11 protein-coding genes and 1 tRNA gene are annotated in these 14,173 nt (G+C 65.1%); 4 read left to right on the top strand and 8 right to left on the bottom strand.

The features are described 5' to 3' along the window. Window positions 1–2: 2 nt before the first annotated feature. The 5 genes from recJ to FJ424_RS23725 form a co-directional block, all read right to left on the bottom strand. Window positions 3–1,787, bottom strand: a complete 1,785-nt coding sequence (gene recJ / locus FJ424_RS23745) for a single-stranded-DNA-specific exonuclease RecJ (protein WP_140652384.1) — start codon at window positions 1,785–1,787, stop codon at window positions 3–5. 139 nt (window positions 1,788–1,926) lie between these two features. Next, window positions 1,927–2,910, bottom strand: a complete 984-nt coding sequence (glpX, locus tag FJ424_RS23740; protein ID WP_140652385.1) for a class II fructose-bisphosphatase — start codon at window positions 2,908–2,910, stop codon at window positions 1,927–1,929. Between the two features lie 141 nt (window positions 2,911–3,051). Beyond that, the gene (locus FJ424_RS23735) at window positions 3,052–4,365 is read right to left on the bottom strand and encodes a homoserine dehydrogenase (protein ID WP_140652387.1); all 1,314 of its coding nucleotides are present in this window, start codon (window positions 4,363–4,365) and stop codon (window positions 3,052–3,054) included. Between the two features lie 58 nt (window positions 4,366–4,423). Beyond that, window positions 4,424–5,641, bottom strand: coding sequence for an LL-diaminopimelate aminotransferase (locus FJ424_RS23730; protein WP_140648140.1), 1,218 nt, complete (start codon window positions 5,639–5,641; stop codon window positions 4,424–4,426). 48 nt (window positions 5,642–5,689) lie between these two features. Continuing rightward, the gene (locus FJ424_RS23725) at window positions 5,690–6,094 is read right to left on the bottom strand and encodes a hypothetical protein (protein ID WP_181181998.1); all 405 of its coding nucleotides are present in this window, start codon (window positions 6,092–6,094) and stop codon (window positions 5,690–5,692) included. 97 nt (window positions 6,095–6,191) lie between these two features. Here FJ424_RS23725 and phaC point away from each other — a divergent pair, with 97 nt between their 5' ends. The 3 genes from phaC (at window position 6,192) to FJ424_RS23710 (ending at window position 9,727) form a co-directional block, all read left to right on the top strand. After that, complete coding sequence (phaC, locus tag FJ424_RS23720; protein WP_140652389.1) at window positions 6,192–8,027, top strand: class I poly(R)-hydroxyalkanoic acid synthase; 1,836 nt, start codon at window positions 6,192–6,194, stop codon at window positions 8,025–8,027. Between the two features lie 325 nt (window positions 8,028–8,352). After that, complete coding sequence (locus FJ424_RS23715) at window positions 8,353–9,510, top strand: YcbK family protein (RefSeq protein ID WP_181182005.1); 1,158 nt, start codon at window positions 8,353–8,355, stop codon at window positions 9,508–9,510. A gap of 142 nt (window positions 9,511–9,652) precedes the next feature. Continuing rightward, a tRNA-Glu gene (locus FJ424_RS23710) sits at window positions 9,653–9,727 on the top strand. A gap of 1,085 nt (window positions 9,728–10,812) precedes the next feature. Here FJ424_RS23710 and FJ424_RS23705 read toward each other — a convergent pair. From FJ424_RS23705 to FJ424_RS23695, 3 genes are all read right to left on the bottom strand, one after another. Beyond that, entirely contained in the window at window positions 10,813–11,106 is a 294-nt protein-coding gene (locus tag FJ424_RS23705; RefSeq protein ID WP_140652393.1) for a hypothetical protein, read from the bottom strand. A gap of 151 nt (window positions 11,107–11,257) precedes the next feature. Then, window positions 11,258–12,502, bottom strand: coding sequence for an ATP-binding protein (locus FJ424_RS23700; protein ID WP_140652395.1), 1,245 nt, complete (start codon window positions 12,500–12,502; stop codon window positions 11,258–11,260). After that, window positions 12,499–13,245, bottom strand: a complete 747-nt coding sequence (locus tag FJ424_RS23695) for a response regulator (protein WP_140647622.1) — start codon at window positions 13,243–13,245, stop codon at window positions 12,499–12,501. Before FJ424_RS23695 ends, FJ424_RS23700 begins: the two co-directional genes overlap by 4 nt. Window positions 13,246–13,486: 241 nt before the next feature. Between FJ424_RS23695 and FJ424_RS23690 the strand changes: the two genes are divergently transcribed. Further along, the gene (locus tag FJ424_RS23690) at window positions 13,487–14,149 is read left to right on the top strand and encodes a hypothetical protein (RefSeq protein ID WP_140652396.1); all 663 of its coding nucleotides are present in this window, start codon (window positions 13,487–13,489) and stop codon (window positions 14,147–14,149) included. The last annotated feature ends 24 nt before the right edge of the window (window positions 14,150–14,173 follow it).

Genomic DNA, 14,173 nt, shown 5'->3' with positions numbered 1-14,173 from the left:
CGTTAAGCTAGCGCCGCATCGCTGATGCGAAACTGCACCGTGCGGTTGCCGTTCCAGTAATTGCCCGAGAGCGAACCGGCGATATGCACGGTCCTGCCCCTGTTTTTGAACAGGAATTCACCGAGCGCGGTGTCGACGGCACGGAACGCCATGGCCTGGATTTTGCCGCCGCTTTGCGACTGCAGGTCCACGCGGATGTGGTTGGTGCCGATCGCGCGCGCGTCGGCCAGCCGATGGCGCGGCAGCACGAACACCGGTGCGATGTGTCCGGCGCCGAACGGCCCGGCTTTCTCCAGCGCGTCGAGCAGCGCGATGGTGGCGCCCTCGGCGGCCAAGGCGCCGTCGATCGCCAGGCTCTCCTCGTTCTGCAGCCGGAACACGTCGGCCGCGGCGCGCTCCTCGAAGAAGGCGCGCAGTTCGCCCAGCTTGGCGCGCTCGACGGTGATGCCCGCCGCCATTGCGTGCCCGCCGCCCTTGACGATCAGCCCGGCCTCGGCCGCCTCGCGGACCAGCCGACCGAGATCGAAGCCGGTCACCGAACGGCCCGAGCCCGTGCCGATGCCGGTCGAATTGAACGCGATGGCAAAGGCAGGCCGGCGCGCATAATCCTTGAGCCGAGAAGCAATCAGCCCGACGATGCCCGGATGCCAGGTGTTGCTGGCGGTGACGATGACCGCCGGGCCGTTGCCGCCGGCAAGCTCCGCATCGGCCTCGGCGCGCGCCTGCGCCAGCATCTCCTGCTCCATCTGCTGCCGTTCCTGGTTCAGCCGGTCCAGCGTCTCGGCAATCCCTGTCGCCTCGACGGGATCGTCGGTCGCCAAAAGCCGGCTGCCGAGCGCGGCATCGCCGATGCGGCCGCCGGCATTGATGCGCGGGCCGATCAGGAAGGACAGATGGAAAGTGTTGATCGGCTCGCCGATGCGTGAAACCCGCGCCAGCGCCGCCAACCCCTCGTTCTTCTGCTGGCGCGCCACCTGCAGCCCCTTGACCACGAAGGCCCGGTTGACCCCGGTGAGCGGCACCACGTCGCAGACCGTCGCCAGCGCCACCAGGTCGAGCATTGAAAGCAGGTCGACCGGCGCGGCGTCCGGCAGCCTCGCGCGCAGCACCTTCGCCGTCTGGACAAGACACAGGAAGACGACGCCTGCGGCGCACAGATGCCCCTGCCCCGACAGGTCGTCCTCGCGATTGGGGTTGACCACGGCGTCCGCGGCCGGCAGCGGGCCGCCGACCTGGTGATGGTCGAGCACCACGACATCGGCGCCGGCCTCTCTGGCCGCGTCGATCGAGGTCGCGCTGTTGGTGCCGCAGTCGACGGTGACGATCAGCTTCGCGCCGCGCGAGATCAGCTCCCGCATCGCTTCCGGATTGGGTCCGTAGCCCTCGAAGATGCGGTCCGGGATGTAGATTTCCGACGGCACCGAAAAATGCGTGAGAAAGCGCTTGATGAGCGCCGACGATGCCGCGCCGTCGACGTCATAGTCGCCGAAGATCGCCACTTTCTCGCGGGCGACGATCGCATCGGCCAGCCGCGCCGCCGCTTTCTCCATATCGGTCAGCGATGCCGGGTTCGGCAGAAGCTCGCGAATGGTCGGATCGAGGAAACGCTCGGTCTGCTCCACGCTGACGCCGCGCCCGGCAAGCACCCGCGCCACGATGTCGGGCACGCCACGGCCTTGCGCGATCGCGAGCGCGGCCATGTCCTGCCGCTCGGTCAGCCGGTGTTCCCAGGAAACACCGGTCGCCGACTGCCTGACATCGAGGAAGAACCGTTTCTCGCCGGTCATGCGACGCGCCGTCTGCACATCATTGCTGCGCAGATATCAACATGCGACGTCCAGAGCAATTGCGGGGAAGCGAGCAACCCAGGGAAAGGTGTGGAACGTTTTCCCCGAATTGCGGCAAAAACGCTCGGGCTAAGCGAGATCAGAACTTATCCAGATCCTGGTGCCTGGCCTTGATCTCGCGCACCGTGCGCGAGGACGAGCGCAGCACGATGGTGTGGGTGGTGATGAAGGTGCGGCCGAACTTCACCCCGTCGAGCAAATTGCCGTCGGTGACGCCGGTCGCCGCGAACAGCACGTCGCCGCGCGCCATGTCCTGGGCGCGGTAGATCCGCTTCGGGTCGGAAATGCCCATCTTCTGCGCCCGCGCCACCTTCTGCGGCGTGTCGAGGATCAGCCGGCCCTGCATCTGTCCGCCCGTGCAGCGAAGTGCGGCCGCCGCCAGCACGCCTTCCGGCGCGCCCCCGGTGCCGAGATAGATGTCGATGCCGGTCTCGTCCGGATCGGTGGTGTGGATGACGCCGGCGACATCGCCGTCGCCGATCAGCCGGATCGCCGCACCCGTGGCGCGCACGGCGTCGATCAGCTTGGCGTGACGCGGCCGGTCAAGGATGCAGGCGGTGACGTCGGAAACGGCCACGCCCTTGGCTTTGGCCAGATTGGCGAGGTTCTCAGCTGGCGAGGCGTCGATGTCGATCAGGCCTTCGGGATAGCCGGGACCGATGGCGATCTTGTCCATGTAGACGTCCGGCGCGAACAGCAGGCTGCCCTTCTCGGCAATGGCGATGACGGCCAGCGCGTTGGGCAGGTTCTTGGCGCAGATCGTCGTGCCCTCGAGCGGATCGAGCGCGATGTCGACGGCCGGGCCTTTGCCGCTGCCGACCTCCTCGCCGATATAGAGCATCGGCGCCTCGTCGCGCTCGCCTTCGCCGATCACCACGGTGCCCTTGATGGCCAGCCGGTTGAGCTCCTGGCGCATGGCGTCGACCGCCACCTGGTCGGCGGCCTTCTCGTCACCGCGCCCGCGCAGCCTTGCCGCCGCGACCGCCGCCCGCTCGGTGACGCGCACGACTTCCATGGTAAGGATCCGGTCGAGGCCGGCGGCGATGTTCTGGGCTATATTCATGAACAGGCATTCCTCGTGAAACTCAGCCTCCCGCCAGAGGCGCGCTTCTTCTGGCAAAGCTCCATGACAACGGCAAGACTTGCCCCGTCAATTTTTGAAATGACAGCAAAATCAATCGATTGAAGACGGAATCGGACTCGGCTATTCCGCCCGCTCGATGCGGATCACCTGCGGCTTGTCGGTCAAATGACCGTCTTTGGTGATGCCTTCGACGGCCTTGCGCACGGCCGCTTCCGTCGTCTCGTGGGTAACGAGGATGACGGTCTTCTGCGCCTGCGTTTCCGGGCCGGCTGCCTGCTGGACGATCGATTCCAGCGAGATGTCGTTGTCGGCCATGCGTTTGGCGATGGCCGCGAAGACGCCGGTGCGGTCATGCACGGTCAGCCGGATGAAATAGCCGCCGGCATGGCTGCGCATCCGCGCCTTCTTGTAGGGCTTCAGTTCCTTCGCCGGCCAGCCGAAGACCGGGCCGTGCTGGAAGCCCGGCCGGCTCTTGGCGATGTCGGCGATGTCGCCGACGACCGCCGAAGCGGTGGCATTGCCGCCCGCGCCCGGACCCGAGAGCAGGAGCTCGCCCAGGATGTCGGTCTCGATCGCCACCGCGTTGGTGACGCCATGCACCTGCGCGATGACCGAAGCCGTCGGCACCATGGTCGGGTGCACGCGCTGTTCGATGCCGCTGTCGGTGCGCTGCGCGACGCCGAGCAGCTTGATGCGGTAGCCGAGATCGCCCGCCGCGCGGATGTCGGCCTGGGTGATGTTGGAGATGCCTTCCATATAGATGTCGCCGGCGGCGATCCTGGTGCCGAAGGCAAGGCTGGTCAGGATCGACAATTTGTGCGCTGTGTCATGGCCTTCGATATCGAAGGTCGGATCGGCTTCGGCATAGCCGAGCCGCTGCGCGTCCTTCAGGCAGGCGTCGAAGGCGATGCCTTCGGCTTCCATGCGGGTCAGGATGTAGTTGCAGGTGCCGTTGAGGATGCCGAAGACACGGGTCACCGCGTTGCCCGCCATCGCCTCTCGCATCGTCTTGATGACCGGGATGCCGCCGGCCACCGCCGCCTCGTAGTTGAGCAGCACGCCCTTCTTCTCGGCGACCTCGGCAAGCGCCACGCCATGCTTGGCAAGCAGCGCCTTGTTGGCGGTCACGACATGGCGCCCGGCCTCGAGCCCCGCCTTCACCGACAGCCGCGCCGGCCCCTCGTCGCCGCCGATCAGTTCGACGAAGACGTCGATATCGGCCCGCTCGGCCATCTTGACCGGATCGTCGAACCATTTCGCGGCGCTCAGATCGATGCCGCGGTCGCGTTTCGGATCGCGGGCCGAAACGGCGGTCACGACGATGTCGCGACCGCACTGCCGGGCAAGCTCGGCCGCCTTGTCGCGCAGCACGCGTGCCACCGAGGCGCCTACCGTGCCGAGGCCGGCAATTCCAACGCGCAACGCTTCAGCCATGTCCGGCGACGCCCCTCAAACTTGCAAAAAATGTCAGGTGCAAAAAATGTCAGGCAACTCAACGACGAGCGGCTAAAGGCACCACATTGTTGGGCTGCTTGGCGGTGGTCGCGAGGAACTTCTTGATGTTGCGAGCGGCCTGGCGGATCCGGTGCTCGTTCTCGACCAGCGCCACGCGCACGTAGTCGTCGCCATGCTCGCCGAAGCCGACGCCCGGCGCCACCGCGACATCCGCATGCTCGATGAGCAGCTTGGAGAATTCGAGCGAGCCGAGATGGCGGAACGGCTCCGGGATCGGCGCCCAGGCGAACATCGAGGCCGCGGGCGCGGGAATGGTCCAGCCGGCGCGGCCGAAGGAATCGACCATCACGTCGCGCCGCTTGTGGTAGACCTCGCGCACCTCCTCGATGTCGGCGCCGTCGCCGTTCAGCGCATGCGCCGCCGCAACCTGGATCGGTGTGAACGCGCCATAGTCGAGATAGGACTTCACCCGCGTCAGCGCCGAAATCAGCCGCTCGTTGCCGACCGCGAAACCCATGCGCCACCCGGGCATGGAAAAGGTCTTCGACATCGAGGTGAACTCGACGCAGACATCCATCGCGCCCGGCACCTGCAGCACCGACGGCGGCGGATTGCCGTCGAAATAGATTTCCGAGTAGGCGAGATCCGACAAGATGATGATGTCGTTCTTCTTCGCGAAGGCGACCACGTCCTTGTAGAAGTCGAGCGAGGCGACAAGCGCCGTCGGGTTCGACGGATAGTTGAGGATCAGCGCCAGCGGCTTCGGGATCGAATGGCGGATGCCGCGCTCGACCGCCGGGATGAAGCCGTCATCGGGCTCGACCTGCAGCGAGCGGATCACCCCGCCCGACATGATGAAGCCGAAGGCATGGATCGGATAGGTCGGATTGGGGCACAGGATGACGTCGCCGGGCGCGGTGATCGCCTGTGCCATGTTGGCGAAGCCCTCTTTCGAGCCGAGCGTCGCCACCACTTGCGTGTCGGGGTTGAGCTTCACGCCGAAGCGGCGCTGATAATAACTCGCCTGGGCGCGGCGCAGGCCGGGAATGCCGCGCGACGACGAATAGCGATGCGTGCGCGGGTCGCGCACCACTTCGCACAATTTGTCGACGATGGCTTTCGGCGTCGGCAGATCCGGATTGCCCATGCCAAGGTCGATGATGTCGGCGCCGCGCGAACGGGCGCTGGCCTTCAGCCGATTGACCTGCTCGAACACGTAGGGCGGAAGCCGGCGTACCTTGTGAAATTCTTCCATTTCAGTTCCAGACGATCAAAAGGGGCGCTTTCGGCGCGCGATATAAACCTAATTGCAACTAGGGTCGAGAGCAGGGTCGCATTTGCCCTCGATCTGCTTCAGCGTGTCGTCGCCATGCGTCTTGGCCAAGGTGCTGAGTGCCGCCGCATTCGCCGGTGCCTTGACGCCGCTGCCCTTGGCGATCTGTGCCTGCTCCTTGGCCTTGAGCTGGGCGAGGTTCGCGGCCGTCTCTTCCTTGGTGAGTTGCTTGGCGGCGACCGGCGGCGGGACATTGAGGTTCGGATAGGAGCCGGTATCCTTCGGGCCTTCGGTCAAGGCCGTCGGCGCATTGGTCGTGCTAGTGCTCGTGCAGCCGCCGGCGGGCAGCAGCACGCCGACCAGCCCCGCCACGGCCGCCATGCGGCAAATCGAACCCGCGTCGAGAAAAAAAGTCCGGCCAACATTAATCGTCATATTGTTTTCCTGGCAGCCGGGTTACAGCAAATTGGACCCGGTCAGATGTCCCATGGTAATATGTCAAGAAAACGCTCCGGGAGGAACCCCGCGAACCATGTCCAAACCTGACGATTCGGACAAAGCGGAAAATGGCGGACCTTCGGCCATCGAGCAATATCTGGTGAAGGATCCCGAGCGCTTCGCCCTGAACATGGCGCGCATGATCGAGCAGGCCGGCAAGGCGGCTTCCGCCTGGGCCGAACCGCGCGAGAAGGGTGAAGTGCGCGACCATGTCGCCGAACCGGTCGTCGACATGGTCAAGACCTTCTCCAAGCTCTCGGAATACTGGCTGGGCGATCCGCAACGCGCGCTCGAAGCGCAGACGCGACTCTTCGCCGGCTATATGACCGTCTGGGCGAACGCCATCCAGAAAGTCAACCCCAACGCCGAGGCGCCGCGGGACGCGGTTCAGCCCGAACGCGGCGACAAGCGCTTCCAGGACCCGGAATGGGGCCGCAACGCCTTCTTCGATTTCCTCAAGCAGGCCTATCTCGTCACCTCGCACTGGGCGAACGAGCTTGTCGAGCATGCCGAGGGCCTGGACGAGCACACCCGCCACAAGGCGAGCTTCTACGTCAAGCAGGTGTCGAACGCGATCGCGCCGTCGAACTTCATCTTGACCAATCCGGAGCTGTTCCGCGAGACCGTCGCCTCGAACGGCGAGAACCTCGTGCGCGGCATGAAGATGCTGGCCGAGGACATCGCCGCCGGCCGGGGCGACCTGAGGCTGCGCCAGGCGGATTACACGCCCTTCGAAATCGGCAAGAACATCGCCACGACGCCCGGCAAGGTCATCGGCCGCAGCGACGTGGCCGAGATCATCCAATACGACCCGGTGACGGAGACCGTGCTGAAACGGCCGCTGCTGATCTGCCCGCCATGGATCAACAAATTCTATATCCTCGACCTCAACCCGCAGAAATCCTTCATCCGCTGGGCGATCGAGCAGGGCCACACCGTCTTCGTCATCTCCTGGATCAATCCCGACGAACGCCACGGGACCAAGGGCTGGGAGGCCTATATCCGCGAAGGCCTGCAATTCGGCCTCGACATGGTGGAGAAGGCGACCGGCGAAAAAGAGGTCAACGCCATCGGCTACTGCGTCGGCGGCACGCTGCTTGGCGCCGCGCTTGCCCTGTTGGCGCAGGAGGGTGACCACCGCATCAAATCGGCCACCTTCTTCACCACGCAGGTCGACTTCACCCATGCCGGCGACCTCAAGGTGTTCGTCGACGAGGACCAGGTCGCAGCCGTCGAGCGCTCGATGAGCGAAAAGGGCTATCTGGAAGGCACCAAGATGGCGACCGCCTTCAACATGCTGCGCTCGGGCGACCTGATCTGGCCCTACGTCGTCAACAACTACATGCGCGGCAAGGAGCCCCTGCCCTTCGACCTGCTCTACTGGAATTCCGATTCCACGCGCATGGCGGCGGCCAACCACTCGTTTTATCTGCGCAATTGCTATCTCGAGAACAATCTCTCGCGCGGCGTGATGGAGCTTGCCGGGCGCATGGTCTCGCTGGCCGACATCACGATTCCGGTCTACAACCTGGCCACGAAGGAAGACCACATCGCGCCGGCGCTTTCGGTGTTTCTGGGATCGCAGTTTTTTGGCGGCGACGTCGAATATGTGATGGCGGGTTCCGGCCACATCGCCGGCGTCGTCAACCCGCCCGCCGCCAGGAAATATCAGTACTGGACCGGCGGCAAGCCGGTGGGTGACTTCAACGCGTGGCTCGCCGCGGCGCACGAGCATCCCGGCTCCTGGTGGACGCACTGGCAACACTGGATTGAGAACCAGGACGACATCCGCGTACCCGCCCGAAAACCGGGCAAGCGTATGAAAACCTTGGGGGATGCGCCGGGCACCTATGTCAAGGTGCGCGTGTAACAGACTGTAATGTCTGGTGAGTTGACGCCCCGCCCAAACAGGGCGAAATGGTGGCGTCAATCGTTCGGCGGCCTCAAATCGGCGTTCGACGCAGAATAATTCCGAGGCTTGCAGATTCGACACACGTCCCGTTCCGGTTGGGAACAGGAGGGTTATCGCGGCGCCGTTCTGGAGTGGCGCGGCGATAACGAACCGACCGGATACCGAGGGGGAATTTATTTTGAAATCAGTAGGTTGGCGTCTTGCACGAGGGGAAAGCCGCAGCATTGCGGCGGCGCTTTTCTCCGTGCTTCTGGCCTCCTGCACATCGACCGGCGACCCGACGATGTCGGTCGTTTCGCCCGCCTACAATTCGACCGCGACCGAAATGAGCGCGTCATCCAGCGCCAAGACCGCGGCTTCGGCCGATTCGTCGTTGCAGGCATCGGCGCCCACTGACCCGGCAGCGACCGTGATGAGCGAGAGCGATACGCCCCTGCCTGAGAAGGTCGCCTATGTGCCGGAGACGCGGCCGGACGGCACCTTCCCCATCGCCATCCCTGCCGGCGCCCAGGCCATTGCCGGAAGCACGCCGCAACCGCTGGTTCAGCAGGCGCAAACGGCGCAACAGACGCAAGCCGTCGCCCAGCAGGTCGCCGCCGGGGATGCCGCCGCCGTCGCGTCGAAGGCGCAGGCGACCACGCAAGCCATGAGCAACGGCGTCTATGTGACCGCCGGCGAGCCTGCGCAGCCGCAGATCGCCGCGCCGAAGAAGAGCCTGTTCGCCTCGCTTTTCAGCACCACGCCGGCTGCGGCCGCGCCCGCCCCCCTGATCAACAACGCGCGCTCCGGCGACCAGCCGGCGGCGCAGGCCAAGACCACGCCGCCGCCGGCCAAGCCGATCGTGACGCTGGCCTCGGCGACCCCGGCCGAGAAGCCGGTGCAACTGGCCTCGCTCGACGACCCGGCCAATCACATCACCGGCGCCGACGCTCTCCCCGGCGTGCGCCAGACGGCGCTGTTCGAGATCAAGCGCAAGTCCGGCATCGACGACGAGAGCGACGTCGACCTCAATGAGGACGAGGGCGGCGGTTCCTACCAGGTGGCGTCGGCCGCCGGCATGGCGAGACTCGCGCCAAATGGTCTTTTGAAGCAGAATGAAAGCGTCGACGTCGCCTGCCTCAAGCCTTCGCTGGTGCGGGTGCTGAAGACGATCGAGGGCCATTTCGGCCGCAAGATGATCGTCACCTCCGGCTATCGCGATCCCTCGCGCAACCGCCGCGCCAACGGCGCCAAGAACTCGCTGCACATGTACTGCGCCGCCGCCGACATCCAGGTGCCGGGCGTCTCGAAGTGGGAGTTGGCGAACTACGTCCGCACGATGCCGGGCCGCGGCGGCGTCGGCACCTACTGCCACACCGAATCCGTCCATGTCGACGTCGGCCCCGAGCGCGACTGGAACTGGCGCTGCCGCCGCCGCAGCGGCGGTGGCGAGGACGGCTGAGCCTGCCCGCCGTTCGTGCACGTCCGGCGCTTTTTTCGTCTAAAGCCACGCGTTTCACGGCGCCGTGAAAAAAGTTGTCGCATGTGGCTGCGGATGGGTTGCCGGTTGGCAACAACGCAATTATAAGCCGCTTCGTCTGAGCGCGCCCATCGTCTAGCGGTTAGGACACCGCCCTTTCACGGCGGTAACAGGGGTTCGATTCCCCTTGGGCGTACCAGTCTTTTCAAAGACATTTGAGGACCGTCGAGCGGCGATCAGGGGCCTAACGCCTGAGGATTATCTGAGGCAGAACCTACCGACCGATCCGCTCAACAGCCAAATCGACAGTTTCATTTCTGTGTGCGACCGCTTCGATGAGCCTTTGGATAGCCTCACCGGAGGCGGCGCGGCTGGAAATTTCACTCCGGATCGGACCTTCATGCAATTGATGAAGCAGCGAGAAACCCTCCTGGGTTACATCCGAGGTTGGGTTGGCAAAGGCCTGGCCACATAGTAGGGGGCCATCGTTTCACTTGCGCAATTCATCAGGACTTCTTGTTGCCGTCGGGATTTGGTGCCGGTGCCTCTCGTACGTCTCGCGGTGGCTTATCGACATGTTCAGGCTCTGGCGATCCTTCCTGATCGGGAACAGGGCCCTTTTTCTGGTCGGACTTCGGCTGCGGTTCTTTGACCTTGGTAGGCATATCGACGTAACTGGTTAACCCGCACTCTCGTTCCGCTTGCGGAGTGAAATTGCACGTACAGATGGCCGAGAGATGCCCATTGTACTCCCTCTCGACGGAACAGGCCTCGGACGTCTTGTTCGCTTCGGATTGGCAACCGACGGGAGGCGTCATGGAGCGCGGCCAGGTCTGGTTCATTGCGGCAGTCGGTGCGACAATGGGCTCTCGGGGGCAGAAACCCGCCGTTAACGCCATTCACGGCTGACAGGGTGTAGGCTCCCAACCGAAGGTGTAGCTTCTCCTCGCTCCCAACCGTGGAGGCAAGAATGAACTTGCTTCGGATAGCGCTGCCGTGCGCGGCGATGATTGGCCTGGCAGGCGCTTCGCCTGTTCGCGCCGACGATCAACCTGTCCAGCCGAATAGCCAGCCAGCGACGGAACCGTCGCCGGCAATTCATTGCGAGGGGCAAAATTGCCTGCCCCCGGCCGAGGATCCGGTCCTCGACTGCAAGGGCCCGGATTGCACGCCGGCTCCGGCGACTGACCAGACGCCTGCCCCGGAGATCCAAAAGGTCAAGTAAATGGCATCAGCCGGCGTCTGGGATTACGTGCAAGCCGGGAAAGCGGCGCTGGTCGCCGATCAATCCGGAACCATGGGCGCCGGCTCTTCGCACCGATAAACCATGCACCGACCGTCACTGGCCGGGACATAGTCGACCATCGGCACGTAGGGAGCATCGCACTCGTTGCCGAACTGGCGGACGTAGCGATCATAGGTGTTCGCTCCGGTGCTCAGCACCGCCGCATGCTGGCTCTGGATCAGCGCCTGGGTCTGCGCGCAGGTCATCTTGCGCGTGTCGGGCCTCGCATCGGCGAAATTTGTGGCGGCAACGATCATCGCTGCCGCGCAAAACGCAATCTTGCGTATGGGCATGGTGGCATCCTCGCAAAACATCGTATCGCAAATTCGCATCTTGCGACGCCGCTCCGCAACAGCGGTGCGGTCACGATGCAGCGAGCAAAGCCTTGAAAAGGCGTTTGAAAGCCCGCGCCAAGGGTCTGGAATTGCCCGAGGACGAACGACGTCAGGTTGTTGCAAACACCACCGTCTGCAGCAACCCTCCCCCCTGCCTGTTCTCCAGCGTGATCGTGCCGCCGTAGCGCTCGATGATCTCCTTCGCGATCGCGAGCCCCAGCCCAGCGCCCGGAATGAATTGCGTGCGCGCCGGATCGACCCGGAAGAACGGCTCGAAGGCCTTGTTCAACAGGTCCGGCGGAATGCCGGGGCCGCGGTCGGCGATGGTGAGAGCCGCTTGGCCGCCCCGCCCCGCAAGCGCGAGGGAGCAGCTCTTGCCGTGCGTGGCGGCGTTGACGATCAGGTTGCGCAGCGCGCGGCGCAAGCCAAGCGCGCCGGCTTTGACCGATACGTGATCAAGGTGGTCGATCGTCACCGCGTGGCCAAGCGAGACCATCTCGACCTCGATATCGCGGACCAGCCTGTCCAGTTCCACCGGCTCGACCGCGTCCTGGTTCACCTCCTCGCGCACCAGGCGGATGGCGCTGTCGGCGATGCGATCGAGCTCGTCGAGATCGCTCAGCCATTTTTCGCGGTCTTCGTCGAGGAACTCGGCCCTGAGCCGCATCCTGGTCATCGGCGTGCGCAGGTCATGACCCGCGGCCGCGACAAGGCGCATGCGGCTTTCCATCGCGGTCTTGAGCCTTTCCGACAGCTCGTTGAGCGCACGCGCCGTCGCCCTGACTTCGGCGGGTCCTTTCTCCGGCACAGCCGCCAGCACCCCATCCGATCCGATCTTGCTGACGGCGGCTTCCAGCATCTCCAGCGGCCGCACCAGCACACCGGTAAAGTAGATCGAGACCGGCGTGGCGCCGAGCACGATCAGCGCCATCCAGCCCGCCAGCCCGTACCAGACATCGCGCGGCGGACCGAAATCGGGAACGTCGACGATCATCCAGCGATTGCCAGGCAGAGCGACCGAGGCGACCATGCCCGGCCCGCCGACGTTACGGGTGACGACAGCCGAAACATCGACGCCGTCATGCTGCAGGATATCGTTCAGCACGCGCGTGTGCTTGCGGTCCTCGATACCGGGGGCCGGACTGCCGCTGACGGTGATCGGCGCGTCGCGCGCGGTCTGCGCGTGGCCGGGAGCCAGTTGCACCATATACTGGATCTGGTGGGCCAGTGGCCCCATGATCAGTTCGGGCGACGGACCGCCGAGCACCTTGACGGCAACGAATGTCGCGAGGCCCACGACACCGAGGATCGAAACGACGAGAAGGATGATCAGCCGCCGGCGCAGCGAGGTCATGTGCCCGCCTCCGTCGTCGGGGCGCGGTACTCCATCGTCTCGACGCGCGCGGTCAGCTGATAGCCGCCATTGCGCACCGTCTTGAACAGCGCCGCCTCGCCCGCTTCGGCAAACTTCTTGCGCAGCCGGCTCACCAGCACGTCGACGGAACGCTCCAGCGGATCGCGCTCGCGGCCCTGCGTCAGGTCGAGCAACTGGTCGCGCGACAAAAGCCGGCCGGGACGGTCGAGGAAAACCTGCAGCAGGTCGAACTCGGCGCCGGTAAGATCGATCAAGGCGCCATCGGCATCCATTACCTTGCGCGTGTCCGGCTCCAGCCGGTAGCCGGCGAACTGGTAGACGCGCACCTTGGGCGGAGCGGCCTCCTCGGGCGCCGAGCGCCTGAGCACGGCGCGGATGCGGGCCGACAGCTCGCGCGGGTTGAACGGCTTGCCGAGATAGTCGTCGGCGCCGAACTCCAGCCCGATGATGCGGTCGACATCCTCTTTCAGCGCCGTCAGCAGGATGACCGGGATGTGCGGCTTGCGGTCACGCAGGCTCCTGCAGATGTCGAGACCCGAGCCATCGGGCAGCATGACGTCGAGCACGACAAGATCGAACTGGCCGGCGCCCAGCTTCTGCTCGCACTCGCGCCTGTCCGCCGCCACCGAGACGCGAAAGCCCTGGCCGTCCAGATAGCGCCCGAGCAGCGTGCGGATCTCGCGGTCGTCGTCGACGACGAGGATGTGGGGTTGTGCCTGCATATCCGGCCCGTTTCACCTTGCCCGTTATCGTTGCCCGTCTATCACTGCTTGTCCCTGATTATAGGAAGTGCCGCGCGCCAACGGCACGAAAAATTGCAACCGAACGTTTCCCGCAAGGCGCCGGAAACGTTCGGAAACAAATCTCCTTTTTGCGGAAACCTTCGGCAACACGCCGACGCGAAGCGGCAAAAGTCGCTTCCTATCCTCCCCGCATCCGAAGCATGCAGGAAAGGATAACGTCATGCGAAGCAGACTTTTGGCGCTCGGCCTGTTCTCGGTTGCGGCGATCCACCCGGTGCTGGCCGCCCAGCCCGAGCCCGGCGCACCGGGCGACCAGCCGCCGGCCTTCGACCGGCAGGACGATGCTGGCCCAGGCCCGATGCGCTGGCACGGACAGCACTGGGCGATGCGGCATGGACCGGAGGATTTCGGCCCTCGTCGCATGGGACCGCCGCCCGAAATGCTCGCGGCGCACCTTTCGTTGCTCGAGACCCGCATCGGCATCCGCTCCGAACAGCTTGACGCCTGGCGCGATTACACCAGCGCGCTGCAGGCGGTGCTGGCGCCGCCGGCACGACCGGACTTCGGCCTGGGCGGCACCGGCGGTCCGGATCCCGACAGACCTGCGCCAAGTGCTGCCCGCGATCCCTTCGCGTTCCAGGAAAAGCTGGCCGACGAAGTCACGACGCGCGCCGCTTCGGCGGCCAAGCTGAAGGACGCGATCACTGCGCTCCGCTCCAAGCTGACACCCGAACAGCTTGAAATCCTCGCTTCGGCGGATCGGCCGCATGGCCCGCCCCCCGGCCCGTGGGATGATCCGCCGGATGCAGCCGGCCCCGGAGGTCTGCCCGATCACGGCGGACAGCTCCCTCCACCCCTACCCCGGAATGGCGAGCAACTCTGACCGGCTGCGCCGGCCGGCCCCCTG

Source organism: Mesorhizobium sp. B3-1-8 (assembly GCF_006439495.1).
Lineage (GTDB): Bacteria > Pseudomonadota > Alphaproteobacteria > Rhizobiales > Rhizobiaceae > Mesorhizobium.
The sequence above is the reverse complement of the archived record's forward strand: the minus strand, read 5'-3'. Positions and strand labels throughout refer to the sequence as shown.